The 24,004-nt window shown below is 51.0% G+C and carries 13 protein-coding genes and 1 pseudogene; 6 read left to right on the forward strand and 8 right to left on the reverse strand.

The features are described from left to right. Positions 1-10 precede the first annotated feature (10 nt). Positions 11-679 carry a 4'-phosphopantetheinyl transferase family protein gene (locus FRZ59_RS02605; RefSeq protein ID WP_132127428.1) on the reverse strand — a complete coding sequence of 223 codons (669 nt, stop codon included), beginning with the start codon at positions 677-679 and terminating at the stop codon, positions 11-13. 56 nt (positions 680-735) lie between these two features. Here FRZ59_RS02605 and dcd point away from each other — a divergent pair, with 56 nt between their 5' ends. From dcd to FRZ59_RS02620, 3 genes are read left to right on the forward strand one after another with little or no spacing between them, the layout of a single operon-like run. Next, a complete protein-coding gene (gene dcd, locus FRZ59_RS02610; RefSeq protein ID WP_132127427.1) occupies positions 736-1,281 on the forward strand; it encodes a dCTP deaminase in 546 nt (181 codons plus the stop codon). 20 nt (positions 1,282-1,301) lie between these two features. After that, positions 1,302-4,028: a TonB-dependent receptor plug domain-containing protein gene (locus tag FRZ59_RS02615; RefSeq protein ID WP_132127426.1), complete on the forward strand. Its 2,727-nt coding sequence runs from the start codon at positions 1,302-1,304 to the stop codon at positions 4,026-4,028. A gap of 30 nt (positions 4,029-4,058) precedes the next feature. Then, positions 4,059-5,402: a sigma-54-dependent transcriptional regulator gene (locus FRZ59_RS02620; protein ID WP_132127425.1), complete on the forward strand. Its 1,344-nt coding sequence runs from the start codon at positions 4,059-4,061 to the stop codon at positions 5,400-5,402. A gap of 1 nt (position 5,403) precedes the next feature. Here the strand turns inward: FRZ59_RS02620 and FRZ59_RS02625 are convergent, their stop codons facing one another. Together FRZ59_RS02625 and FRZ59_RS02630 are read right to left on the reverse strand one after the other, a co-directional pair. Further along, positions 5,404-7,938 (reverse strand): ATP-binding protein, encoded by a 2,535-nt coding sequence (locus FRZ59_RS02625; protein WP_132127424.1) that lies wholly within the window; start codon positions 7,936-7,938, stop codon positions 5,404-5,406. Positions 7,939-8,066: 128 nt separating this feature from the next. Further along, a pseudogene (locus FRZ59_RS02630) lies at positions 8,067-10,225 on the reverse strand (prolyl oligopeptidase family serine peptidase). A 39-nt stretch (positions 10,226-10,264) separates the two neighbouring features. Here FRZ59_RS02630 and FRZ59_RS02635 point away from each other — a divergent pair. Both FRZ59_RS02635 and FRZ59_RS02640 read left to right on the forward strand, forming a co-directional pair. Then, complete coding sequence (locus tag FRZ59_RS02635; RefSeq protein ID WP_132127422.1) at positions 10,265-11,056, forward strand: UDP-2,3-diacylglucosamine diphosphatase; 792 nt, start codon at positions 10,265-10,267, stop codon at positions 11,054-11,056. Positions 11,057-11,183: 127 nt separating this feature from the next. Next, on the forward strand, positions 11,184-12,962 hold the full coding sequence (locus tag FRZ59_RS02640) for a glycoside hydrolase family 15 protein (protein WP_132127421.1): 1,779 nt from the start codon (positions 11,184-11,186) through the stop codon (positions 12,960-12,962). 29 nt (positions 12,963-12,991) lie between these two features. On the opposite strand, the gene FRZ59_RS02645 is transcribed toward FRZ59_RS02640, so the two are convergent. After that, complete coding sequence (locus FRZ59_RS02645; RefSeq protein ID WP_132127420.1) at positions 12,992-15,169, reverse strand: bifunctional alpha,alpha-trehalose-phosphate synthase (UDP-forming)/trehalose-phosphatase; 2,178 nt, start codon at positions 15,167-15,169, stop codon at positions 12,992-12,994. 126 nt (positions 15,170-15,295) lie between these two features. On the opposite strand from FRZ59_RS02645, the gene FRZ59_RS02650 reads away from it, so the two are divergent. Then, positions 15,296-16,171, forward strand: coding sequence for a helix-turn-helix domain-containing protein (locus FRZ59_RS02650; RefSeq protein ID WP_132127419.1), 876 nt, complete (start codon positions 15,296-15,298; stop codon positions 16,169-16,171). 99 nt (positions 16,172-16,270) lie between these two features. Here the strand turns inward: FRZ59_RS02650 and FRZ59_RS02655 are convergent, their stop codons facing one another. The 4 genes from FRZ59_RS02655 to FRZ59_RS02670 form a co-directional block, all read right to left on the reverse strand. Further along, positions 16,271-17,437: an FG-GAP repeat domain-containing protein gene (locus FRZ59_RS02655; RefSeq protein ID WP_132127418.1), complete on the reverse strand. Its 1,167-nt coding sequence runs from the start codon at positions 17,435-17,437 to the stop codon at positions 16,271-16,273. Between the two features lie 9 nt (positions 17,438-17,446). Continuing rightward, positions 17,447-20,530, reverse strand: coding sequence for a PVC-type heme-binding CxxCH protein (locus tag FRZ59_RS02660; RefSeq protein ID WP_132127417.1), 3,084 nt, complete (start codon positions 20,528-20,530; stop codon positions 17,447-17,449). A gap of 115 nt (positions 20,531-20,645) precedes the next feature. After that, positions 20,646-22,808, reverse strand: a complete 2,163-nt coding sequence (locus FRZ59_RS02665; protein ID WP_132127895.1) for a peptidase domain-containing ABC transporter — start codon at positions 22,806-22,808, stop codon at positions 20,646-20,648. Beyond that, complete coding sequence (locus FRZ59_RS02670) at positions 22,789-23,967, reverse strand: HlyD family secretion protein (protein ID WP_132127416.1); 1,179 nt, start codon at positions 23,965-23,967, stop codon at positions 22,789-22,791. Before FRZ59_RS02670 ends, FRZ59_RS02665 begins: the two co-directional genes overlap by 20 nt. Positions 23,968-24,004 lie beyond the last annotated feature (37 nt).

Below are 24,004 nucleotides of genomic sequence, written 5' to 3' on the forward strand. Positions count from 1 at the left end.
ATGATTTAGATTAATAACACCAGGCCAGCATATAGCCTTCAAATTCCCTGTAGCAGGCATTCATTTCCCTCCATTGCCCGTCCAGCAGTACTTTAGCCCTCACGCATCCCTCCTTTTCCAGCGGGAAAGGCTGCAGGATGATCCCGCCCTGAAAGGCAAGCCCTCCTTTTCCGTACCATTTATAGATTGCTTCCTTGACGCTCCAGCAGGCATACAGATGATGCAGCCTGGCCTCCCCGTCTGCGATTCCGGCGCATGCTGTCTTTTCAGCAATAAAGGAAAGTTCTTCCGGCAGCAGGAAACGAAAAGCCACTTTTTCGATCTTAGGGCTGATCTCTTCAATATCTACTCCTACGGGTCCGTTGAGGCTCACCATTACAGCGGCAAAATCATGTGAATGGCTAATGGACACCTGGTGAGGCAAATTAGCCAGGTAAGGCTTGCGGTACTCGTCTATTTTCAGATTAATATATTTATCTGTGTTCAGGAGAGTGCGCAGTAACACCCTGCTGCCCAGCCAATGCAGGCTGCGCTTGTGCTGGTTTTTAAAGGAATCAAAAACCGCCCGCTCCCGTTCATCCAGCTGAAGCTTGCTATATAACTGGTCGGCGCTTTCAGCTATCCGCCAAATGCTCAGTTCTGTACCCTCTGCAATGTTTTTCCTGAAAACGATGGGCATCCCGGTGATTAGTTACGAAATTTAGGCCTATATTAGTCAAATTTTTCTTCATCCACATGATCTTATCCGATAAACGTATCCTCGAAGAAATAGAAAATGGGTCCATCGTAATTGAACCCTTTGACCTGAAATACCTCGGTACCAATTCCTACGATGTCCATCTTGGAAAATACCTGGCCTGTTACCGGCAGCGGGTGCTTGATGCCCGCATTCATAATGAAGTGGAACATTTTGAAATTCCCGCCGAAGGTTTTGTCCTGCAGCCCGGCACCCTCTACCTGGGAGTGACCATGGAATACACGGAAACACACCGGCATGTTCCATTCCTGGAAGGGAAATCCAGTACGGGACGCCTTGGAATTGATATCCATGCCACCGCCGGGAAAGGGGATGTAGGCTTTTGCAATACTTGGACGCTGGAAATCTCATGTGCGCAACCCGTGCGTATTTATGCCGGAATGCCTATTGGCCAGCTGATCTATTTCGTGGTGGAAGGCGAAATCGCCACCCTGTACAATGAAAAAAGCTCGGCCAAATATAACCTGCGCAGCACCTTACCGGTGGAATCCATGATGTGGAAAAATGATTTCATGAAGCCATAAAAAAGACGTAACTTTACGATGTGAAGTTGCTCATTTACAATGCGTTTATACTTTTCATCGCAGCGGCTTCCACCGCTTCCGCACAAGTAAGCGACAGTTCCGGAACGCTGCCGGAAAAAGCAATTACGGGCACCCCGCTGGAAAAAGCGGTAAAGGTGCTGGAACAACAACTTAGTCAACGCCCGCAGGAAAAAGTCTACCTTCATTTCGACAAACCTTATTATGCTGCCGGGGACGATATCTGGTTCCGGGCCTACCTCGTAAATGCCGCCACACATGTACCTTCAGATCTCAGCAGGATCATATACGTGGAACTCATCGGGCCCGCCGACACCATTGTGCAAAGGCTGGCGCTCAAAAAAGACCAGGGAAATTTTAACGGCAGTTTTCAGCTTTCAGACGCCCTCCCGGGCGGACATTACCGTGTGAGGGCCTATACAAGCTGGATGCGCAATTTCGGGGAAGAGTTTTTCTTCCGGAAAAATATCATGATTGGCAACAGTCTTTTATCCAACCTGCAAGCCCGCATTGAATACGAGGTGGACCGGGACAGCAGCCCGCCGGAAATAACCGCACTGATCCGGTTCCTTGACGGAAACGGAAAGCCGGCAGCCGGCAGGGAGGTAAGCTATGAACATGTGCTGATCGGCAAACCAAAGTCGCTGAAAACCGCCACTACCAATGAACAGGGGATCATCCGCATATCCGTTCCATATAATGAAAGTTCCTTGTATCCCAATAAATATATCCGTACCAGCATTAACTTTGACGGACTTCCCTTTGTGAAAGACTTTTTTCTGCCTTCTTTTAAAGTAGATACTGACCTGCGTTTCTTCCCGGAAGGAGGCGAGCTGATCGCCGGCGTTCCCAATATTGTTGCCTTCAAAGCCATTGATGCCAGCGGCCTGGGAGTCGGGGTAAAGGGGGTGATCCGGGATGAAGAAGGCAAAAAGATCACGGAATTTGAAAGCGTTCACCGCGGAATGGGAAAGTTCGTACTCACTCCACTGCCGGGTCAAGACTACACAGCGGGCATTTCTCTTCCCGGCGGCGGAACCCGGGAATATCCGCTGCCGGAAGTTCAGGAAGAGGGGTACTTGCTGACCATCCGGCCCGCTGACAGCGTTATCCGGGTAAGCATTGCCGCATCTTCCGCCAGGCTGCGTAACAGGCCGGTCTTTCTGCTGGGGGAAAGCCGGGGCCAGCCTTACTATGCCGCGCAGGCCGTACTGGAAAAATCCCTTTACCAGGCCAGTGTTCCCATCGCGGACTTTCCCGGCGGAATTGCCCGGTTCACCCTATTCGACATGGCTGGAATACCGGTAGCTGAACGGCTTGTGTTTATTCCGCCCCGGGATCAGCTGGACATCAGCATCCGCCCTGATCAGGCCGTTTACGGAGCCAGGGAAAAGGTACAGCTGCAGGTACAGGTGAAAGACGCCTCGGGGAAGCCGGTAAAAGGGGAGTTTTCCATCAGCATTACCGATGCTTCCGTTGTGGATTCAAACACCGTTCCCGGCATCCTGGCCGGGCTGCTGCTTAACGGGGATCTCAAAGGTTATATTGAGGACCCCGCCTGGTACTTTAACCCGGCCAGCGGGGAAAGGCAAGCCGCCCTGGACCTGCTGATGCTAACGCAGGGATGGCGTCGTTTTGAATGGAAAAACATATTGGATGGCCGGCTTCAGGAAATCGCCTATCCCCTTGAGCTGGGGTTTGAAACCTTGGGAAGAGTATATTCCGACTCCGGCGATCCCCTGCCTCATGCCCGGGTGATCATGCTTGCAGGTGACCGGAAAGAAGGTTTTGCCGCCGAAGACACCGCGGATGCGGCCGGGCGGTTCCGTTTCTCCGGCTACGAGTTTCCCGACAGTACGAGAGTGCTTATCCAGGCAAGAAATGAAAAAGGACGCCGGTTCGGGGAAATTGAAATACAGGAAGACTGGCCCCGCGTTCACTTTCAGCGGGAGCGTTTTCCGCCGAATATCCGGGACAGCATGGACGCCTACCTGGCGCTAAGTAAGGAGGCATTTACTATTGAAAGGGAAAAATTGGGATTAACGAGCATCCTGCTTGATCCTGTGGAAGTGGTAGCCCAGGAAAAAGCGCCGAATTCCACGGGACTGCATTCCTATGCAGACAATATCATTACCGCCGAAGACATCACCCGCATGGGAAGCCCTTCCAGCATCTATGATATTCTCCGGGGCCGCGTTCCGGGGCTGCAAGTAATCGGCAACCGGATCGTGATCAGGGGCATCAATACTTTTTACGGCAATACCGACCCCCTGGTTGTAGTAGACGGCGTCAGAAGCATGGATGCCGGCATCCTGGGGATGATCAATCCCTATGATGTGGCCTCCATTGAAATCCTTAAAGGCCCTAATGCCGCCATATATGGCATGGGGGCCGCCAACGGCGTTATCGTAATCAATACAAAAAGAGGGGAATATGAGCCCAGGGGAGCGTACGAACGCAGAGGCGTCATCTCCTTTTTCCCGCAGGGCTACCATGTGGCGCGCGAGTTCTATGTACCCAAATACAATGTTCCTAAGAACCTCCGGGATAAAACACCTGACCTGAGAAGCACCATTTATTGGAACGGCGACGTACGTACCGGCAGCGACGGTTCGGCTAGCCTGAGCTTTTACGCGGCGGACCGCCCAGCTCCTTATATGGTCATCATGGAGGGCATTTCCGCGGACGGAAAACCGGGGCAGGTAAAAACTTTCCTGAAAAGGGAATAATGGTATTTTTTTTGCTGAAACCCATACCCTATGGCCACAATTTTGCTCGTTGAGGATGATACCACATTTTCTCAGCTACTGGAAGGCTTCCTGAAAAAACATGATCATCATGTGGAAGTCAAAAACACCGTAAAACAGGGAATTTCCGCCCTTGAAAAGAATACATACGAGCTGCTCCTGCTTGATTACCGTCTGCCGGACGGGAACGGCCTGGAAGTGCTGAAAGCAGCGCGTGAAAAAGACCCTCCCCCTCCTGCCATCATTATGACCAGCTTTAATGATGTCCGGACAGCCGTTAAGGCCATTCGCATGGGCGCTTTTGATTATATTACCAAACCGGTGAACCCCGAGGAATTATTGCTGGTATTGAATGAGGCCCTCCGGAAAAAAGAACAGCGGGAGCCTACCGGAAGGGCCGCATCCTTTGACTTTATCCGGGGAAAAGGCGCCGTATCCAACAAATTATACGAATACCTGGAGCTGGTGGCCCCTACCGATATCGCTGTCATACTGCAGGGAGAAAGCGGGACCGGAAAAGAATATGCGGCACGCACCATACACATGCTGAGCAAACGGGCCGGTAAACCATTTATCGCCATAGACTGCGGAGCCCTGTCAAAAGAACTAGCCTCCAGTGAGCTGTTCGGCCATGTGAAAGGCGCCTTTACCGGCGCGCTGCAGGATAAAAAGGGGCAGTTTGAGGCCGCCTCCGGCGGAACCCTGTTCCTGGATGAGGTAGGGAACCTGAGTTACGAGGTCCAGGTAAAGCTCTTACGCGCCCTGCAGGAAAAAATAATTCAGCCCGTAGGCGGCAATACTCCCGTAAGAACTGACGTCCGCATTATTGCCGCTACCAATGATGACCTGCTGCAAAACGTGGAAAAAGGGACGTTCCGGGAAGATCTTTATCACCGGTTGAACGAGTTCAAAATAGACGTCCCTTCACTAAGGGAACGGGGCGGCAGCGATCTTACTCTCTTTAGCAATCATTTTACCGCTCAGGCGGCCGCGGAACTCGGCAAGGAAATCAAAGGGCTGTCGGAAGAAGTAAGGGAGATCTTCAGCCATTACGACTGGCCGGGAAATCTCCGGGAATTAAGGAACGTTACCAGGAGAATGGTCCTGCTGGCAAGCGGCGAAATAGCCGGCAGGGAAACGCTCCCCGAGGAAATGACCATTCAGCCGGATCAGCATCAGTCTCACCTCCCGCCCGTGGGAACAGATCTGAAAAGCCTGAAAGAAGCCAACGAAAAGGAACACATCCTGAAAGTGCTGGAAGAAACCAGGTACAATAAAAGCCTGGCAGCAAAAATGCTGAACATAGACCGCACCACGCTCTATAACAAAATGGCCAAATACGGGATCTCGCTTTAAATTAATTAAGCGGTATATTTTTCACCAGGGCGGTCATCTCCTGCATTAAGGAACTGATCTCCTTCTTATGCGCATCTTCCAGCGAGCTTTTCGCCCGCAGTGATATCTCCGTGATCCTGAATTGCGCCGCCAAATTCTTTGCCCCGATCTGGGCGGTACGGCCGGCCATCCGGTGCAGCAGCAACAGTAATTTTTCTTTGTCGGATAGTTCTATGGAATGATAGATCTGGCTGATATCCTTGCCTGTGTCCTCCACAAAACGGTCGAGGATCTTCCGGATTTCCTCCTTGTCGCCAAAGGTCATTGCTTCCAGGGAAGAAAGGTCCATGAACGGTTCCCCGGCCTGCACAGCCGGAGCTATTGTTTGTTCCCCTTCCAGCAGTTTCAGCAAGTCTGCTTCCCGGAAAGGTTTCATAAGGACTCCGTCAAAGCCCTGCTGCAGGACAGTTTCCTGCTCGTCGGGCAGTGCCTGTGCAGTCAGGGCAAAGATCTTCACATTCTCCGGGATCCTTTCCCTTAGCCGCCGGCATAATTCGGGGCCGTCGATCACCGGCATGCGGATATCCACCAGGACAATATCCACCTCCTTATCCCAGGCAGCATGCAATACTTCCTGCGGAAGGTTGAAACAGTGGTGCCTGACCCCGTGTTTTTTAAACACCGCCCTGCACCATTCCAGGATAAGCTGGTCGTCATCTACTACCCATACCTTGCCGCGATATCCCGTAGAAGGGGCTTTCTTCTCGCTTGTATCCGGTAGGATCGTACCGGCAACTTCAAATTTCAGGTTAAGGGTAAACACAGAACCTTTTCCCGGCTCGCTGTTGACCAGGATAGTCCCTCCCATCTTACCTGCAAGAATGCTCACAATATGCAGTCCCAGGCCCGTGCCTGGTTGTTTCGAAACGCCGCCTCCCTGCTCGTACTGCTGGAAGATCCGGCTTAGGTCTTCTTTCGGGATACCAACTCCCGTATCCGCCACCCTGAACGTAAGCCGGCTCTTCCTCCCCAGCGGCTCATCGGTAACGGTAAGGCTTACCTGGCCCTCATCGGTGAACTTGACCGCATTGCCCAGCAGGTTGTATAAGATCTGTTTCAGGCGGAAAGGGTCGGCAAGGATCAGTCCGGGCCCTCTTAAATCTATATTCGACAAGAGGCGGAGCGATTTGCCGGCCGCCTGGCTGCGTATCACAGCGATCACTTCCTCCAGCAATTCCCGCAGATTGACCACCTCGTTGCGGAACGTAAAATTCCCTGAAATGATCCTGTTATAATCAAGCACCTCGTTTACCACCTGGAGCAAATGCCCCGAAGACCTGTAAATGGCTTCCACATCGCTTTTATCGGGACGTTCCTGCTGCCGAAGCAGGTCCGCATAGCCAATAATGGATTGAAGGGGGGTCCTGAGTTCATGGCTCATATTGGAAAGGAAGCGCTGCTTCGCCATGCTATGGTATTCCGCTTCTTCCTTTGCCGCCTCCAGCTGCTCCTGGTAGGTGCTGCTTTTGGCGATATCAGTAAGAATAAGATAAACCAGTACGCCGGTGATCAGGAAGAACACCAGCATGGTGATCACCACCCTGCGGATACTGTCATGAATAACCTGCCGGGCCTGGGCATTGCTGAGTTCGGTTTGCTGAAGCGCCTCCTGTTCCATCTCCTGGAGGATGCCCAGCATTTCGTTTACGAGTACGTTACCGGCATTCAGCAATTCAATTTCCCTGTTTACAAAGCGTGCGCTCCGGATGCGCTGATCCTCCCGGATATCGTTCATCAGCTCTTCGACGGCCTGGATCAGGCTGTCCTGCTTGGCCAGCGCAAGGGTATCAATTTTAATATTGATCACCTCGTCTATGATCTTCCTGGGTTGAAGGGCCGTATCCGCCTCCCCGCTCCTGCCGGACATCGCTTCTTCCACTTCTTTTTTCTTGCCGAAGATCCTGCCCAGCAAGCCGGTAGGCTCGCGCGGAGCTGCCTGCAGGGAATCTGTGGGATAAACGGTCGTGGTAGACACTTTCTTTTCTGTCGTGATGACCGTGCTGTCTATCTGCGAAGCTGTGTTATTAATGAGGCCGGAAAGCGACTGCATCTGGTCGGCCAGTACTTCTCCGCTGATCAGGCCGCTCCGTACTTTTACATAATTGATAAATAGACGATCCCGCTCACGCAAAATGTCCTTCATGGAGTCGATCCGGTGTACCTGCCCGGGGTTGTTTATATAAAATTGGCGCAGCGAATCCAGCTTGGCGATCAGCGGTTCCGATTCATCAGAAATGGCCTTCAGGGAGGTTTTATGTTCCAGCAAAGCCTGCATTCTCTGCGACTGGCTCAACTGGGTAATGTCCAGGAAGAGATCGTTCACCATGCGAAGGCGTTCATCCGGCGACGAAAGTTGTTCCACCCGTTTCATCATTTCCCGGAAAGCAACCCGGCTGAATCCCCAGGCAAGCCCCAGGGCAATACAGCCCACGAGAAAGGCAATAATTACCTTTCCTTTTACCGAACGAATAAACGTGCTGCTTTCTGGATAAGCCATTGATTACTAAAGCATAAAAACCGCCATTTTGTTTGCGCCGCCGGGCCTTCTCTTATTAACGCAGGAAAGCTTCCCAGCGTATAGTTAATAATTGCAGCCCCTGAAACTGCAGCCGGGGGCACAAGGTGCTACCTGATATCAACACCGACATTCTGAAAGAAAAAGGCCCACTTATCGGCTTGCTCTTCTATGATTTTGGAGGTTGGCTTGCCTGCGCCATGACCGGCTTTTGTTTCTATCCGGATCAGGACCGGATCTTCGCCGGAATGGTATTCCTGGAGGCGGGCGGCAAATTTGAAGGAATGGGCCGGCACCACGCGGTCGTCATGTTCGGCGGTGGTTACAAGGGTTGCCGGGTAATCCGTACCGGGGCGCAGGTTGTGATAGGGGAATAGCCGTAGAGGTATTCAAACATTTCTTTCGAATCGCCGGCGGTCCCGTAATCGTAGGCCCAGCCCGCGCCCGCGGTAAATTCATGGTAACGCAGCATATCCAGTACGCCCACGGCGGGGAAAGCCACTTTGAACAATTCCGGGCGCTGGGTCATACATGCGCCAACCAGCAGGCCGCCATTGGACCCGCCGGCGATGGCCAGGCGTTCGGAAGAAGTATACTTATGCTCGATGAGGTATTCGGCCGCGGCAATGAAATCATCGAATACATTCTGTTTATTCATCTTTGTGCCGGCCAGGTGCCAGTCTTCGCCGTATTCTCCTCCTCCCCGGATATTGGGCACCGCGTAAATGCCCCCGTTTTCCAGTAAAATAATGTTGGAGACGCTAAACCCAGGGGTAAGGCTAATGTTAAATCCACCGTAGCCATATAGCATAGCCGGGTTGGATCCGTCTTTTTCAAGGCCCTTTTTATAAGTAATGATCATGGGTATCCGGGTGCCGTCCTTTGAGGTATAGAACACCTGTTCGGATACGTAGGCCTCAGGGTCAAACTGCACTTCGGCTTTCCGGTAAACTTCCGATGTTCCGCTGTCCGGGTGGTAACTGAAAATAGTGGGCGGGTAAATATAAGAAGTGAAGGTATAGTAAAGCGTGTCCTGGCCCTCCTTGCCGCTGAAGCCGCCCGCGCTGCCAAGCCCGGGGAGATCAATGGTCCGTTCCAGCTTTCCGTCCATATCATATTGCTGCACCAGCGAGGTGGCGTCTTTCAGGTACCGGGCAAATAGCTTTCCTCCGCCGGTACTGACTCCAAGGACGTTTTCCGTCTCGGGGATAAGTACATTCCAGTTATCCGGCTGGTGAGCGCCGGCAACGGCGGTTACCAGCTGCTGATTGGGGGCGTCCAGGTTGGTAAGAATATAAAGGAGGCTGTCCTGGTTTGCAACAATCGTATGTTCGTTTTCCATGTTCCGGACTACAGGTATAATGTCGCCGCCCGCCTGCTGCAGGTCCCGGATATATAATTCATTACCCGTTGTAGTATTGGCAGCTGTGATCACCAGGTAGCGCTCATCTTCGGTCAGGTAAGCGCCTATGTACCGGCGCGGCGTTTCATCGCCGCCAAATACCAGCCGGTCGCTGGCCTGCGATGTGCCCAGGCGATGGTAGTAAAGTTTATGCCTGTCCGTCATTGCCGACAAGCGGCTGCCTTCCGATGGCTTGTCATAGCTGCTGTAATAAAACCCTTCATTTCCCTGCCAGGCAATCCCGGAAAACTTCACGTTCATCAGGGTGTCTTCTATGATTTCCTTGTTTTCCGCATTCATGACGATCACTTTTCGCCAATCGGATCCGCCTTCGGAGACCAGGTAAGCGGCCAGGCTTCCGTCGCGGGTAAAACTGATGCCGGCCAGGGAGGTGGTACCGTCTTTGGAGAATTCATTGGGGTCCAGGAAGACCTCGGGCTCGCCGCCTTCTTTCTGCCGGTATAGTACATACTGGTTCTGAAGGCCGTCGTTCTTATAGAAATAGGTCCAGTCCCCTTCTTTAAACGGCGCGCTGAACTTTTCGTAATTCCATAGCTGCTCCAGCCGTTCCCGGATATTTTCCCGGAAAGGTATTTGCGAAAGGTAATCGAAGGTTACATCATTCCGGGCTTTCACCCACTCCGCAGTAGCCAGGGAGGTATCATTTTCCAGCCAGCGATACGGATCTTTTACAGTGGTTCCGAAAAACACATCTTCTACAGTGGTATCTTTCCTGGTTTCAGGATATTCTTTTAGTTTGATCTCCGACACGTTGTGATCCTTTTTTGTTAGCTGGCACGAAAATAGGAAGGCTGCCAGAAAAAAACAGCAGAGAATTCCTTTCGTACCCCGGTGATATATATTCATACTTGTTTGGATTAGTTATCTTTGGTGAAATTACATTTATTGGCTATAAAAAAGAAAATATACTTCGCATCTGACTTCCACCTGGGCACTCCTACGCATGAAAAGAGCCGGGAAAGGGAAGACCGGATTGTCCGCTGGCTGGACAGCATCCGGGACGATGCAGCGGCAATTTACCTGCTGGGCGACATTTTTGATTTCTGGTTCGAATACAAAACCGTGATCCCTAAAGGATTTATCCGCCTCCAGGGGAAACTCGCGGAGATCAGCGACAGCGGCACTCCCCTCTTCCTTTTTACGGGTAATCATGATATGTGGATGTTTGATTACTTCAGACAAGAACTGGGGGTGGAAATTTACCGGGAACCCATCGTCAGGGAATTCAGCGGAAAAAAGTTCTGCATCGGGCATGGGGATGGGCTGGGGCCTGGCGACAGGCGATATAAATTCCTTAAAAAATTCTTCAACAGCCCCCTGTGCCAATGGCTGTTTGCCCGCCTTCATCCCAACCTGGGTTTTGGGATCGCACAGGGCTGGTCCCGCAGCAGCAGGGCAGCCAACGATCAGAAGGAACAGTTCCTGGGTCCGGAAAAAGAATGGCTGGTGATCTACGCCAGGGAAGTCCTTGAAAAAACGCATTTTGATTACTTTATTTTCGGCCACCGGCACCTGCCGCTGGATATTCAGCTGGCTCCCGGCATCCGCTACGTCAACCTGGGCGATTGGCTTCATTATAATTCTTACGCGGTATTTGACGGAGAAGAGCTGAGGCTGGAATACTTTACCGAACGGGAGCCCACACACTTCTCCAGCGCGGTTGACAGGAAGAACTGAAGCTGGAATATTTTACCGAAACAGCCAGCCAGCCGGGTTGAAAACAGGCAGAGCTGCCAGGTTAGCAGGAGGCGCCGTCATTTGCGGCAAACTTGCATAAAAGATAAAAAAGCCCCACCTTGCAGGTATGCAACAGCATTATTATCAGACCGGTCTTATAGGAAATTGCGCATATCTTGCCCATATTCATAAAAACACTAATGTCTCCTGGATGTGCTGGCCCCGCTTCGACAGCAGCTTCATTTTCGGGAATATGCTTGACGAGCAGAAAGGGGGCGAATTCTCCCTGCTGCCCTACGGCAAGTATTCTTCGGTGCAGTATTACGAGGAAAACACCAATGTACTTTGCACGGAGATCACGTGCGAGGAAGGCCGTTACCGGATCACGGACATAGCTCCCCGTTTCCGACAATACGAACGCTATTTCAGGCCGCTGATGCTGATCAGGAAAATAGAACCCCTGGAAGGGACGCCCCGCGTGCGGGCCATTTGCAAACCGGTGGCCGGATACGGGCAGAAAGAACTAAAACCAAACCGGGGAAGCAGCCACATCGACTACCACGGAATGGAGGAAACCGTACGGCTTACCACTAATATTCCGATCAATTACATCCTGGAAGAACAGTTCATCGTGCTGAATGAAACCAAGTACATGGTACTTACCTACGGAAGCCCCCTGGAGGCTCCTCTTGAAAGCACCTCGGAGGATTTCCTGCGAAAGACCGTTCTTTACTGGCGCCGCTGGGTAAAACACACCACTATTGCTGAATTTCATCAGCAGGAGGTGATCCGCTCTTCCCTGGTATTGAAGATCCACCAGTACGAAGATACCGGCGCCATTATCGCTGCGAGTACGACCAGCCTCCCGGAATTTGACCAAAGCGGGAGAACATGGGACTACCGCTATTGCTGGCTCAGGGATACTTTTTATGTACTCACCGCTTTTAACCATATCGGGCATTTTGAAGAAATGGAAAGGTACTTCCATTACATGGCGGATATTTCCGTGCGTCATGTGGAGCGGTACCAACCCCTTTACACGGTAACCGGCGGCGATAAGCTGGACGAAAAATTCCTTGATCTGGAAGGGTACATGGGCAACCAGCCGGTCCGGATCGGGAACCAGGCCAGCGAGCATATCCAAAATGATATCTACGGCCAGGTCCTTATTTCCCTTTTGCCTTTATATGTGGATAAACGCTTTGCGCTTTCTGAACGGACCAATTCATATGATTGGATCAGCAATACGCTTCTTAAAATGGAAAGGATCGTCAACGAAGCGGACGCGGGCCTGTGGGAGTTCCGGAACCTGAGCCAGGTACATTGCTATACCAACCTCTTTCATTGGGCCGGTGCATCAGCGGCTTATAAGATTGCCTGTTTTATCGGGAAGGAAGATCTTAAGAACCGCGCATTGAAGCTGAAAGAACAGGCAGCGGCGAATATTGAAAAATGTTATGATCCCGCCCGGAAAGTTTACCAGCAGGCTATCGGGACCCAGCACCTGGATGCCAGCACCCTGCAGCTGATCATGATGCACTACCTGGACCCCGCTTCCGCCAAAGCCAGGGACCATCTGGCAGCCCTGGAGCAGAGTTTGAAAGCGCCCAACGGCCTGTTTTTCCGGTACAAGCATATGGACGACTTCGGCAAGCCGGAATCCACCTTCCTGATCAGCGCATTCTGGCATGTGGAAGCGCTGGCCTGTGTAGGCCGGGTTGACGAGGCCATTAAATCCTTTGAGAACCTGATGAAATACAGCAATCACCTGGGCCTATTCAGCGAGGATGTGCATTATGAAACCGGCAGCCAGTGGGGAAACTTCCCGCAGGCCTATAGCCACGTGGGCTTAATGAACGCCGCCTATCGCATTGCGCGGAAGCTGGATCAGCCGAATTTCTTTTAGTCCTTCACCGGGAAGGGGAGGCCCAAACGTTATTTACTGCAAAGGCGGAACAGCATCTTACGGGCATCTTTATAGGTAGGCACGGAATACTTTGCCGCAGACATCTTGTTTCCGACCTTCACGGATACGGCATCATCCGGCAGGACGCGAAAGGTATATTCATCCGTATAATCATCACCCAGGGCCATAGTAAAATCATAATCGTCCTCTTCCAGCCAGAAGGCCGCGGCTTTCCCCTTATTGATAAGGTTGCTCTTAACTTCGATCACTTTTTCCCCCTGGAGGATCTGCAATTCCCTGTCTTCGGCAAAAAACTTTAGGTTATCTTCCAACTCCATCGCCCGCTGTTCGCCCAGGCCGTTCTCTACTTTCCGGTAATGCCAGCTCAGAGAAAAACTCTTTTCTTCGATAAAGGCGCCGGGGGTGCGGTCAGTATAATTTTCCATAACGGGCATAATTTCTTTTTTCCAGGCATCATTAAGCCCGTGATATCTTCGCCAGGGCTGTTCATACTTTTTGGTCCAGGCCCCGTGTTCCGCGATCATGTCCAGGGGCAGATGGCTGAACCATTCATCAAGGGTTTCATATTTTCTCCCGCTGATAAGGATCAGCCGGTTTCGTTCATCTTCCAGCAGTTGACTAAGCAGGTCAAATAGTTCCTTGTCCGGGCGTGCCATCAGGGGATTCACGTCGAAGCCAACCAGGGTGCCGTCATAATCGAGGAAGATGATCCTCTTTTGGGCGGCCTTGTACTTTTTAATGATAGATTCGACGGTATTTGTACTTAATTGTTTGGTTGCTAAAGATCGCTGCATGCTTTTAACTTCGTTTAGCCGTTGCATAAATAATTTTACCCAATGGTGTATATTGAACTTTTCAACGGTTTTCCGCATGGCGATCATCCGTTCCTGCTGCTCATTCCGGGACATTGCCAGGGCCTCCAACAGGGTATTGGATAAACCGGGCACATCATTGGGATTAATAATAAGGGCTTCTGATAACTCCTTCGACGCCCCCGCCATTTCACTAAGAATAAGGACGCCTTTTTCGTCAACGCGGCTGGCCACATATTCCTTGCTTACCAGGTTCATGCCGTCCCGTTTAGGGGTGACCAGGCACACGTCGGCCATCTGGTACAAAGCCGAAAGCATTTCGACGGGAAAAGAGCGGTAAAAATAAAAAACCGGCTGCCAGCTCAGGGTTTGGTTCCTGGCATTAATATCGCTCACTACCCGGTCAATCTCTTCTTTCAGTTCCCTGTACTGCGGAACCTCGTCCCTTGAGGGAACTACGACCATCAGCAGGGAAACTTTTTCCTTGTATTCCCTGTGGTTCTTCAGAAAGAGTTCAAATGCCTGGAGCCGCTGAAGAATGCCCTTGCTGTAATCAAGCCGGTCAATGGAAAGAATGATCTTTGCCTCCCTTGCCGATTGTTTAATCTTCTTTATATTGCTCCTGGTCCTCGGAAGGGAAGATATTTCCACGAATTTTTCATAATCAATGCCCATCGGGAAGGCGTCGACGATCACCGGGCGATTATGCACAATAAGATGGTTTGCCGTGGAATTGACCCCCATGATCCTGGTCACAGAACTGATAAAGTGACGGATATCGTCATACGTGTGAAACCCGATCAGGTCGGCGCCCAGAATTCCTTCCAGCAGGGATTCCCGCCAGGGAATCTGCCGGAATATTTCGTAGGAAGGGAAGGGAATATGCTGGAAATAACCGACACTGATATCAGGCAGCTTTTCACGCAGCAGGAAAGGAACCAGCATAAGCTGGTAATCATTGATCCAGACAGTATCTCCCTTTTCCGCCAGCTTCAGGACGCCGTCTGCAAACTTCCGGTTCACTTTCTTATAGGCTTCCCAGTAGCGGTGGTTAAATTTTGCATACGACGGAACATAGTGACATATAGGCCATAATATCTCATTGGAGAAACCTTCGTAATAATCGTCTATCTCTTCCCTTGTCAGGAAAACGGGGTAGAGGTTAAGGTCTTTCAGATCTGCCTTCACCTTTTCCTGGGCCTTCTCCTCCTTCACGATCTTCCCCGGCCAGCCTATCCAAACATTTCCCTCGCCCTTATAGACTGAACTCAGACCGGTTGCCAGTCCGCCTTCACTAGGTTTATAAACTGTTTCGCCATTCTTGACCTGTATTTTAACAGGAAGGCGGTTAGACACGATTATTGTTTTGCTCATTTGAAGACCCCCGTTGCTGAGACACAGCGGTGTGCTTTGTCGCTTCAGGCAGCTGTAGATGTGCAAATATGGTGCCGCTCCAAATTCTTTTTCGTTATATTTATTGGCAGAAAACACATTATCTGCATGCAGAATTACCATAAATACCTTTCGATAAGCGAGGCAGATAAGAAATGGGGGCTTTACCTGGTAACAGCCGGCCAGGGGACGATCGAAAAAGGGACCAGCTATCCCGTCGGCAACCATCCCCGGGAATATCTTTTTAACTGGAACAGGGGAAGGATCCTGAACGGGCTCTATATTGTCTACATCGCCCGCGGAAAAGGTATTTTTGAATCAGAAAACATGCCGGCGACGGCTATCGGTGAAGGCACCTGCTTTATGCTTTTGCCAAAGGTCTGGCACCGGTACCAGCCTGATCCGGCGCACGGATGGCAGGAATACTGGATAGGCCTCAGGGGAAGGATTCTCGGAGATTGGATCCGGGAGCAATGTATCCCGGACGACAAGGCATTGTACCATACGGGGGTAAACAACCAACTCGAAAGCCTTTTCCTGAGCATCCTGGGATCCGTTAAAAGTAATTCACCCGGCCAGCGGCAGCTCATCACGGGCATGGCCCTTCAGGTTCTGGGATTGATTCTCGGGATAGACAAAAATGTGGCCCCCCGGACCATTGAGCAGAAGATCGGGTGGGCCAGGACCTTTATTGACGAAAACCTGGAGCAGGCCATTTACGGGGAACACCTGGCAAAGGAGCTGGCCATCAGTTATTCTCTTTTCCGTAAGCGCTTTAAAAGTGTTACCGGCTGGTCCCCTGCGCACTACCAGTTACATAAACGACTGGAAAAAGCCCGGGAACTTCTTTCAACTACGCACCTTCCTATAGAAGAGATTGCCTTACTGATGGGCTTTGATTCGGTATATTATTTTTCCAGGGCCTTCAAGGCCAAATCGGGCCTTAGCCCTACCGTATTCCGGAAAAAGTATTTCTTTCATTAAGATTTGCCGGCATCCCCTGAGCGCGTTGTTAACTGTCCATGCAGGATGAGCAATGCCTCCTGGGCCGGCTCCCCCCGGGGAAAGCCGGCAAAGTATGGCTCAGGGCGTGGTGCCTTCGTTAAAGAACACATACAAACCGTCTTTTCCGGCCACGACAATGTCCTGCCGGCCGGTGCCGCGGAGGTCGGCGGTGTCAAAATACAGTCCGGCGCCTTTTCCTTCTCCAAGCCGGCCGTAACTGATCACTTGCTTGGAAAAAGATTCGCCATTCCATTTGAAATAATAAAGTCCCAGCAGATCATTGGCTCCGGGGTCGTTACCATTGTGTGCGCGGTAACGTTTACCGGTTACGAGTTCCCCCTTTCCGTCCCCGTCCAGGTCCAGCCATTGCATCGTATGATACTGTGCGTTAAACGGATCAATCGAATGTTTTACCCAGGATCTTTTCCCGTTTGCTCCGTTGCTTTGCTCGTACCAGTCAAGGCCGTAACCATGCCCCTGCCCGACAATAATATCGGTTTTGCCGTCTTCATTCACGTCAACCAGGAGGATGGGCACGCTTGCACCTCCGAAATCAAATTCATTATGCAGGTTCCACTTCCCTTTCAACGGATCTGCCGGCGCTTCAAGCCAGCCGTTGCTGATCACAAAATCTCCCCTTCCGTCCCCGTTTATATCGCCGAAACCAAGCCCGTGCCCCTGGTTATCCGCGACTTCAACTATCGTGAATTCACCAGTGGACTTTCCGCCCGCATCCCGCTGCAGCTTATAGAACTTCAGCGGGTGGCCCGGGGTATTCGGAACAATCTCAATATGTCCGTCTCCGTCCACGTCCCATCCAATGGTACACTCCACGTTGCCGGTTTCGGCGATAATATGTTGTTTCCATTCCTCTTGCTTACCTGGATTCTCATGCCAGCGAATACTGTTGCTGAACCAGCTTCCGGTTACATAGTCCATCCGGCCGTCTCCGTTCACATCCATGGGAATCGTGGAAAAATCATCCCAGTATTCTCCGTAGGCTTTTACCGCCCCGATATAGTGTTTGGTGGTAAAGGCAGGGCCTTCATACCAGTAAGCTCCTGACACAATATCAGGTTTCTTATCCCCGTTCACGTCAAGCACACCGGCGGACTCATAACTTTCAGAGCCGATTTGTATTTTATTGAAACGAACCGGGCCTGCCGGCTTTTCCTGTGCCCCGGCGTCCGGAACGTACTGCCCGCAGGCAAGCAGGGCAAACAGCAATGGAGAATACTTAGTCATTTATGAAGTTTATTTCTGTTTAAGCAGGTAAGATAGCAATTTATTAAAATCATCCTGAGAAAGCACTTCGCCAAAGTTCCCTGGCATCAGTGTAAATTCAGAAGCCTCCTGTTCGGCAATATCGGCCTTCGCTACCGAGAACTCCTTCCCGGTGACATCGGCAAAAACAATCGTTTCACCTTCTTCCCTTCTGAAAAGGCCGGTTAACGTCTTGCCGTCCCTGGTTTTTATGATATAATTCCTGAACGACTCGGAAACATTCCGGTTAGGATCCAGGATCTTTTCGGCCAGGGCATTGGCGCCCCAGTTCCCGATGCCTGTGAGCTGAGGCCCAATCATTCCACCATCCCCGTTTATCTGGTGGCAGGCGGAGCAATTCTGAACAAAAACTTCCCTTCCGGTTTTCACCATATCCTCATTCCTGGGAGTTTGGTTGAAGTTGGCCATCCGTTCCCATAATAAGGCTTGCTTTTCTTCGCTCACCGGCGGAATATTTGCGGTAAGTGAATCGTATTCCTTTTGAAGCGCAGGGCTTAGCCCGGAGAGCTGTTGTTTTACCTGCGGGTCAAGCAGGGTGCGGGGAAATATTTCGCCCTTTTTCACTTTTTCGAAAACGAGTACGACGCCCCCGGGGGAGTTTACGAGAGATTTAACTATTTCAACCTGGAGCGCCGCGGGCGCATTATTGACAGCATTCAATATTTCCCTGGTAGTTCCGCCAGGAAACTCTCCCAGTACAATGGCCATCTGTTTCCTCAATTCCAGGTCAGCGGAATCACTTTTAAGGATGGCCCCTGCCAGGCTGGCGTTTTCTTCCGGATCAAGCTGCATAAGCGATCTTGCGGCGCTCACTCTGACGCTTCTATCAGCTGTTTCCTGCTGCAGGGCCTTTTCCAACCGGTCTTCCAGGGAAGCCATCTTTGCTTTTCCCACAAATTCAACGGCGAAACGCTGTTGGGAAATGTCCTGGCTGGAGGCCTCCGGGCCGGAACCTGCTTCAGCGGCAGGAAAATACTTATTCAATATATTCCTCGTTAATTCTCCTCCCCATGCCATAAGCTGAGCGTGCGTATCCGTCCCCCGCTGCGACATGCCCCGCTGAATGGCTGTGAAAGACATGAAAGAAGTATTCAGATCTTTACCATAGGCCCGTTGTGACGAAACGGTTAGCTCAGCGAGCTTTTCCTCCGGGATAAACCTGGCCGCATGCTCCAGTAAGCGTGATAATTGTTCATTGGGAACCGTATGCTCCTTCATGAAAGCAAATACGAAAGTTCCCGCCTGGGGAAGATTCACACCTGTCATCACGTCGGCGAGGGTTGAGGCCTGTAAATCATCCCATTGCCGGGCAATTACTTCCTTCGTCAGCGTTTCTTCTCTTAGAAGATTACGCAGGCACAAACGGGTAGTATATAAAAGATGCGTGTCATGATCAGGAATATGCTTCCTGAAAGCAAGTAATTGTTCCACCGAGGCTATTTGCGGGTAATTCGCCAGTACTTCCACCGCGGCCCGCTGCACATGAGGATCCCCGTCTTCCAGGGCAGCAATCACCAATCTGTAATACTCCGGAGCCGGTACGACCATTTCCGCAAGGATCCGCATGATGTGTATCCTGATCAGGGGGTCTTCATGAGCAGCGGCCTTTTGAACCGCCTGGCTTTCCAGGGCATCCAGGCGGTACAGCGCCCATAAGGCATGAACGTACTTTTGCGCATCCAACTCCTGTCCGGCGAGCATTTTTTTAAGCGGTTCAATAGCTTCCCTGCCTATCCGCTGAACCAGTTCGTTTGCTACCTTGAGCCGGACCTTTAAATTGCTATGCCCAAAACCTTCCAGCAACTCTTTGACGCCGGCCCTGGTCCAATCTTCTACTTCTTCGCTGTTGCCTTTATAGGTAATGCGCCAGATCCTTCCACGGATCCTGTCTCTGGCAGGGTGATCCAGGGGTACTTCATAATGCCCGATAATCCGGTTGTAAAAATCAGCAATATACAAGGCGCCGTCCGGACCCAGCTCCACATCTACGGGACGGAACCAGGGATCCTCGCTCATGACCAGGTCCTGTTCTGCCTTTGCGACCGGTGTGGAACCGTTAAATTCGAAAGAATATCGATGCACGCGGCAGGTAACCACATCCCCGATAAAGAGATTCTTCCGAAATTCCTCAGGAAAAGCCGTAGTAGAATAATAGGCCATGCCGGCAAGCGCGGTAGACTCTTCCCCGTGGGGTTTCGTGTCGGGCGCAAAGCCAATACCTTCTTCCCTCTTGCCAAAATGAGGGTAATCTCCGCCCCTGATCAATTGGTAAATAGGGGATGAATGACAGTCCACCGAATACAAGTAACCAAGTTCATCAAAAGCCAGCCCGAAAGGGTTAACCCTCCCGTAAGTAGTTTGCTCCGCCCGGCTTCCGTCAGGACGGAACCTGAATGTATTCCCCGATTGCATAGTAATAGAATCACCGTCCGAGCCCGCGACAGTAGAGTTATTGGTAAAACCATGATCCGCGTGTATCCAGCCGTCAAATCCCCAGGTAAAATTATTTACCATTCCATGTGTATCCTTATGCTCGAAGGGACCAAGTACGACAGCAGACCTGTCCGCGTTGCCGTCGCCGTTGCTGTCCCTGAACCGGTAAACATTCGGGATACTATAAGCGATAGCCCCGTCCCCGTGAGGCAGGATTCCTATGGGAATATTCATGGTATCGCTGAAATGGGTGAACCTATCCGCCCGGCCGTCGCCATCCGTGTCTTCCAGGATCGTAATACGGTCTTTCCCCCGGCCTTCTGCGGGAAAGGGGTATTCAAAAGACTGCGTTACCCACATTCTTCCCTTCGCATCAAAGGAAATATTCATCGGCTTTCCGATATCGGGTTCGGAAGCATATAATTCTATTTCAAATCCCGGCGGCAGCTTAAACCCAAGCCGCTCCTCCTCCGGAGTCCTTGGGTCCGTTGAGCGAACATGTTCGCTGAATTTCTCCCCGATGAACCGGCCCGCATCTTCTGTTTTCTCTTTATTAAGGCAGCCTGAAAGCAAAATGACAAAAGACAAACAGCCTATTGTCTGAAAGGTTCTTGAATTCATTGGATCAGGTTATCCCCGGTACTTTATTCCGTCCCGCGGAGCAAATATTCTCTTTTAAGACGGCCATGTCTTTGCAGTAATAAGCATAAAATGATACTATTTTGTCTTTAGTGCTTTAATCCTCCGCCATATCAGCAGTTTGCAGTTGCCACATACGATAATAGCTGCCTCTTTGCTGAAGAAGCTCCCGGTGAACACCTGTTTCTTTGATCTCACCGTTATCCAAAACAATGATCCTGTCCGCTCCGCAGACCGTACTCAACCGGTGCGCGATCATGATAATTGTCTTTCCTTCTTTGCGAAGAGAAAATATGGCATCCCGGATATATTTTTCAGACGCAGTATCGAGGGAAGAAGTTGCTTCGTCCAGGATGAGTACATCAGGCTCCCTGTACACCGCCCTTGCAATCGCAAGAAGCTGGCATTGACCGCCGGAAAGGGTCGCGCCGTTTTCGCCGATTTCCGTATGCAAACCCTGCGGGAGCTTTTCTATAAACTCCATCATTCCCAGTCTGCCGCAGATTGAAAGTACTTTTTGCAGATCCGGTTCAAATTCCCCAAGCGCGATGTTTTCTATCACCGTCCCCGAAAATAGATGGATCTGCTGAGGCACTACCCCTATCAGGCGCCTCAGGCTTTCCACATCAAAATAATGGATATCCACATCGCCAATGGTAATATTTCCAGACTCAAGGGGATAAACGCGCTGCAGCAAAGACGACAGCGTACTCTTTCCAGAACCGCTTTCCCCAACAAGAGCCGTTATCTTTGCCCTGGGAATACAAAGGTTCAGGCCGTTGAATAAGCTCGCCCGCGCGCCGTACCTGAATTTGATATTATTGAAGCAAATGGGACCCGCCATTCCCCTGGTCAGTTCCATTTTCTGGCCTTTTTCTTCCTGGTCCAGATCCATGATCTCGAACAGTCTTCCGGCGGCGATCAATGCGTCCTGTATGGTGCGGTTCATCCCGATCAGGCTGATAACCGGCCCCGTAAAGTACCCGAAAAGCGCATAGAAAGAAAGCAATTCTCCCGGTGTAATCCAGGTTTGCAATACAAAACCCGCCCCTGTCCAAAGCAATACGATCGTAAACAGGGAAGAAACAAATCCCGAAGAATTACCTGCCCACAGGGAGTTCAGCGAGGAAACGTAAGCCGTACGCAGTAAGCGGATAAATCGGCCCTCCATTTTGGTATTCGCAAAGTCCTGCAGTCCGAAACGCCTGATCGTCCCGGCGGCACGAAGGGATTCTACCAATTGGCTTTCCAGCTCCGCACTCCGCTCCATAAGCTGGCGCTGCGTTTTTCTATTCGCCCTGTTTGACGCATGATAGATTAAAGCATAAAGCGGCACCGCGACAAGCATGACCAGCGCCAGCTTCCAGTAATAGGTAAACATCAGGCCAAAGGAGAACAGGAGAATAAAAATATTGACCGCGCAGGTCACCAGCGCCTCATTGATAAAGAGGCGGATCCGGAAAGCGTCGTTTATCCGGGAAATTATCTCACCGGAGCTGATAGTATCAAAAAATCGCTGCGGAAGCCTGAATAAATGCCTGTAATAGCCCAGAACCAGCCTTGCATCTATTTGCTGCCCGCTTTTAAGCGTCATCACCGTCTTAATGTGGTTGATGAATACCTGTAAAAGCAGCAAGGTGATCATGATCACTCCCATCAGGTTCAGCAGATTCCTATTACCCGACGGCAGTACATGATCCACGATCTTCTGGACAAAAACAGAAGTGGAAAGCCCGAGCAGCGTATAAACCAATGCTCCGAACAGCACCTGCAACAGTACCGGCCGGTGCGGCCTTAATAAGTGCCAAAAGCGCCCTAGTACAGGAACCTTTTCATTTCCGGCTTTAAATTTTTCCGCAGGCAGCAGCAGTACCAGCACTCCCGTCCACATTTCTTTGAACTTTTCCGCTGATATCTTGTGAATGCCACCGTCGGCAGGGTCCATAATCCTGAGATGCTGCGCGGACACCTTCACTACGACAACAAAATGATGCAAGGTTCCTTTCACGACTACGTGGGCAATAGCGGGAAGTGGAATTTTGTCCAGGCTTTCAAAGGGCCCTTTCACTCCTCTGGCAGAGAAACCCAGCCGTTCAGCCGCTTGAATTAATCCCAGCACATTCGTGCCCTTTGAGTCCGTAGATGCATACTGGCGGATACGTGCCAGGGGCAGGTTCAATTTATAACTGGCCGCAACGGAAGCAAGACAGGCAGCGGCGCAATCCGTAATATCGTGCTGCTTAACCTTTATTTTGCGCATATGGATCCAACCAGTCATCTACGTTATCGTGTAATAATTGAAAAAGAGTTCTTTCTGTCACAAGGAATCTTGCCTGAAGCGTCATTCCTCTTTTCAGTTTGCCCGGGTAGCCGTTCGACAGCATCAATGCAGTTTTTTTCAATTTGCATTTTACTTCGAAAAAGGGACGGCGATCCTGTGTCAGCAAAACATCTTCAGAAATGTCTGACACAGTTCCTGTAATCATTCCCCATTGCTGATAGTTAAATGCGTCAACCTGTAACCGGACCGGCATTCCCTCCTCTAAAAGGCCGATATCCGCGGGAGGGATCAATATTCTGGCAAGCAGCCCCGAATCAGGAGAAAGCTGCGCCACCTGTTCCCCCTGGCTGAAGAAGCTACCCTCCTGAACACCTTGTAACTGCTGCACAATACCGCCCGCCGGCGCCCTTATCGTATAATACTCCTTTTCTTTATTGAGTTTATTTTCCCTTAAAACTAATTCCCTCATTTCGCTGTTCAGTTCGTTCAACGCAGCCTGCCACCGGCCGCCCTGCTCTTCATAAACCAGCTGCAGCCCGCTACGGGCTGCCTCCAAAGCATAGCGGTATTTGTCAAATTCAGCCGCGGCGAGGACCTGGCTTTTAAACAGGTATTCGTTACGTTTGAAAACAGCGGCCGCATTTTGCAACTGATTGGCTGCGCGGCGCACCTCCTGCTTTAAAAGTCCGAATTGTTGTATGTACAGTGGGGAAGCGAGCGATACCGGGAGTTCAAGGCTCTTTTCACGGCAAATAGTTAGTAATTGCCGGAGATCACCCTCCTGCCGGATAAGCTTTCTTTTCCTTTCCCGCAGGTAGGAAAACTCCTCTTCCAGAATAGCTGATTCCATCGTAAAAAGCACCTGCCCCTTTTTAACGGGTTGGTTTTCCTTTGCGAATACAACCGCCACTCTACCTGAAACAGGAGTCTTTATCCAGCTTCTTTCATCGGCTGCGGTAAGCATTCCGCTCCCTTTTACAATGACGTCCGCTTTTACAACAAACATGGCGGCAAAAACAAGGGCGATGAACAAGAGTACGGCGAGGTAAACGAACTGTGACCGGGCACCCATTCGGCCGAAATAATGCTCATAGGTAAGCTCAACCAGCTCAACAGGTAAGATAGTTTTGTTTTTCATAAGTAGATATTTGAAAAAGAGAGGGCAGGAAGTTCCC

The sequence above is a fragment of the Anseongella ginsenosidimutans genome (assembly GCF_008033235.1).
GTDB lineage: Bacteria > Bacteroidota > Bacteroidia > Sphingobacteriales > Sphingobacteriaceae > Anseongella > Anseongella ginsenosidimutans.

Excerpts from the sequence above, each read along its gene's own strand:
- FRZ59_RS02620 (WP_132127425.1), top strand. The coding sequence starts at position 4,059 with ATGGCCACAATTTTGCTCGTTGAGGATGATACCACATTTTCTCAGCTA.
- FRZ59_RS02645 (WP_132127420.1), bottom strand. The coding sequence starts at position 15,169 with ATGAGCAAAACAATAATCGTGTCTAACCGCCTTCCTGTTAAAATACAG.
- FRZ59_RS02660 (WP_132127417.1), bottom strand. The coding sequence starts at position 20,530 with ATGAATTCAAGAACCTTTCAGACAATAGGCTGTTTGTCTTTTGTCATT.
- FRZ59_RS02650 (WP_132127419.1), top strand. The coding sequence starts at position 15,296 with ATGCAGAATTACCATAAATACCTTTCGATAAGCGAGGCAGATAAGAAA.
- FRZ59_RS02670 (WP_132127416.1), bottom strand. The coding sequence starts at position 23,967 with ATGAAAAACAAAACTATCTTACCTGTTGAGCTGGTTGAGCTTACCTAT.
- FRZ59_RS02655 (WP_132127418.1), bottom strand. The coding sequence starts at position 17,437 with ATGACTAAGTATTCTCCATTGCTGTTTGCCCTGCTTGCCTGCGGGCAG.
- FRZ59_RS02665 (WP_132127895.1), bottom strand. The coding sequence starts at position 22,808 with ATGCGCAAAATAAAGGTTAAGCAGCACGATATTACGGATTGCGCCGCT.
- FRZ59_RS02640 (WP_132127421.1), top strand. The coding sequence starts at position 11,184 with ATGCAACAGCATTATTATCAGACCGGTCTTATAGGAAATTGCGCATAT.
- FRZ59_RS02605 (WP_132127428.1), bottom strand. The coding sequence starts at position 679 with ATGCCCATCGTTTTCAGGAAAAACATTGCAGAGGGTACAGAACTGAGC.
- dcd (WP_132127427.1), top strand. The coding sequence starts at position 736 with ATGATCTTATCCGATAAACGTATCCTCGAAGAAATAGAAAATGGGTCC.
- FRZ59_RS02625 (WP_132127424.1), bottom strand. The coding sequence starts at position 7,938 with ATGGCTTATCCAGAAAGCAGCACGTTTATTCGTTCGGTAAAAGGAAAG.